Origin of the sequence: Microcoleus sp. D2_18a_D3, assembly GCF_036702455.1 — a bacterium.
GTDB lineage: Bacteria > Cyanobacteriota > Cyanobacteriia > Cyanobacteriales > Microcoleaceae > Microcoleus.
In genome coordinates, this window is record NZ_JAUBTK010000154.1 from 4366 (window position 1) to 7145 (window position 2780).

At 44.0% G+C, this 2780-nt stretch carries 2 protein-coding genes; one reads left to right on the forward strand and one right to left on the reverse strand.

Annotated features, from left to right (window positions below):
• Positions 1-1778: M10 family metallopeptidase (locus QUB06_RS33455; protein ID WP_333439004.1), on the forward strand; the 1778-nt coding region annotated here is incomplete at its 5' end.
• Between the two features lie 186 nt (positions 1779-1964).
• On the opposite strand, the gene QUB06_RS33460 is transcribed toward QUB06_RS33455, so the two are convergent.
• Positions 1965-2723, reverse strand: a complete 759-nt coding sequence (locus tag QUB06_RS33460) for an AAA-like domain-containing protein (protein WP_333439006.1) — start codon at positions 2721-2723, stop codon at positions 1965-1967.
• Positions 2724-2780: the final 57 nt, after the last annotated feature.

The following is a 2780-nucleotide window of genomic DNA, read 5'->3' on the forward strand; positions in this document are numbered from 1 at the left end:
AGGAAACTGTCGATGTGATTGAGGACGATCGCGATGATTGGGAAATCGATCCAGACCCTGTTTACGAAAATGAACCTACTCGCATCCTAAATCCTGTCGAAATTGTTAACCCGGTTCCTACCGCTGGCGGCGTGAATAACCTGCCCTATTATATTGATGCTTTGCTTCCTACAAGTCAACCACGATGGAACAAAAATAGCCCACTAGGTACGCCCGTAGAAGTTACTTTTAGCTTCATGCAAACTAAGCCAGAATCTAACACATGGGATGAGTTCAAACCCTTCACAGCACAACAGCAGGAGTCTGCCAGACAAGGATTAAAACTTTACTCTGAGATTTCCAATATCACATTTAAGGAAGTTTCTAATGCTAACGGTGGTGGAAAAATTCAGTTTGGTTCTATCGACATTCCCGATTATGCAGGCTGGTCTACTGGAGTCGGGTCTGCTACTAAAAATAGTCACATTTGGCTTGACAAGAATCTTGCCAACATTACGCCCGGTTCATCAGGATTTACAATTCTTCTTCATGAAATTGGTCACTCCCTAGGGTTGAAACACCCTCATGAAGGGGCAGTAAATATGCCCAATTATCAAGACAACGATCGCTTTACTCTCATGTCTTACAACAGTCACCCTGATATGCCAGGGGTGACACCAAAAACTCCACAACTATTTGATGTTGCAGCAGTTCAATATCTTTATGGGGCTAATACCAATACCCGTTCCGGTAACAATACTTATAGTTGGGGCAAAGATGCCAAATTTATCGAAACGATTTGGGATGGGGGTGGCACCGACCAAATCAGTGCCGCTAACCAAACTAAGGATGTAGTCATTGACTTAGTTGCAGGTGGTTTCAGTTCTATCGGTGCCAATGGTAATGCCAATGCTCAAAACAATGTGGCGATCGCTCTCGGCGCAACCATTGAAAATGCCGTTGGAGGGACTGGAAACGACAACATCTACGGGAATGCAGTTGCCAACAACATCCGAGGTGGATTGGGAAATGACAAGCTATATGGCCAAAGCGGTAACGACTTTCTGAGTGGAGGTAGCGGCAACGATGCCCTTAATGGCGGAGATGGCAATGACATTCTCAATGGTGACTCAGGCAACGATACTCTTAAAGGCGGAAAGGGTAATGACACTCTCAATGGTGGCTTAGACAACGACATTCTCAATGGTGACGACGGTAATGACATTCTCAATGGCGGAAACGGCAACGATATTCTCAATGGCGGCAACCAGAATGATACTCTCAATGGTGGCTTAGGCAAAGACACTCTCAATGGCGGAAACGGTAACGACAGGCTCATGGGTGGCGACGGTAATGACGTTCTCACGGGTGGCGACGGTAATGACACTTTAATTGGTGTTAATTCTTCTGAAGGGAGCCCTGGTATTCAAGAAATTGACATTCTTACTGGAGGTGCTGGAATTAACACCTTCGTCCTTGGGGATGCCAATAATATCTACTACGATGAGACTGATTTCAAGGTTCCCAATCCGAATTCATTTGTTAACGGCTACGGCTTAATTAAAGACTTTTCATCCGGTCAGGATACTATCGAGCTTAAAGGAGGAGTCAACTATAAATTGCAGGAGGTCAGCCTTGACGGTGGAGTATCAGGTCGAGGAATCTTCGTTGATAATCCGGGATTGTCCCCCGATCAATTGATTGGTGTTATACAAGGGATACAACCTGTCACTAACCTTAAGATTAACAATGGTGCTAGTATAACCACCATTACTGGGCTTGGTTTGGCCGGGGGCTAATTCTGTCTGTTGATTGGGAAAGTAGCTCTGTATTGAAAATAGGGAATGGGGAATGAGTGTTGTTTCCTAAACCCTATTTTCAATAGTCAGTGAAGTTAGCGATCGCTCAAGTCAGTCTCTTTTATTCTTCATAAGCGAATGCCAAATGCACGCTACGCGATCGCGCGATCGCACTATCACTGCTTTTCAACCTAAAACACGGCAGAAATACTCGCGGTACAAATTGCAACGCGGCATGACATAATTATTTTGCCGCCGCACAAGTCCCATGCTGTGCAATTTGTAAATTTGCATTGAATCTAATTCAACTGGTTCGGCAGAATTAACAACTTTTTTCAAAGCCAAAGCTAATTCGGGATTTTGTTGCAAAATTTCCAAATGCTTCCGCAAATGACTGCTGTAAATTCCCGATTCTGATGCCGCATTTTCTAAGAGCTGAGTTAAGGAAATTTTGCCACAACTAATCTCATACATTGCCAATCTTACTAAATAAGGATGGCCGCCGATCGCACTTATTAACTTTTGCAATTGCCCCTCATCCCACTCCAAGCCGTGCAAACGAGCTAAATCATGAATTTGCGGCCTCTCAAACTCCAGCAACTCAACGGGAACCCCCGCATTAAACGGAGATTGATTCATGTCCAAAGGAATATAAACTTCCGTAGAATGCGCCATTACCAACCGCAGTTTTTTCCAGATATCGGAAATCTTGGCTTTTTCGTGCCAGCTTCGCAGCATCCCCAGAAAATCTTCAACTACTTCGGTGTAGGGAAATAGGCGATCGACTTCATCCAACCCCAAAACCAAAGGCCCTGATGTTTCTGCCAGCAAATACTCTTCAAAGTAAACGGTACAGTTATCGTTGCTGCCCAAAATATCCGTATCCCAATATTCGTTTAACTTGTTTTCTAACTTTAACTGGCGGCTTAGGAATGAAAAATAAATAACTTAATGAATTACTCAGGTTGGGGTACGGCTCGATAATTCCATTTGGGCAAATAT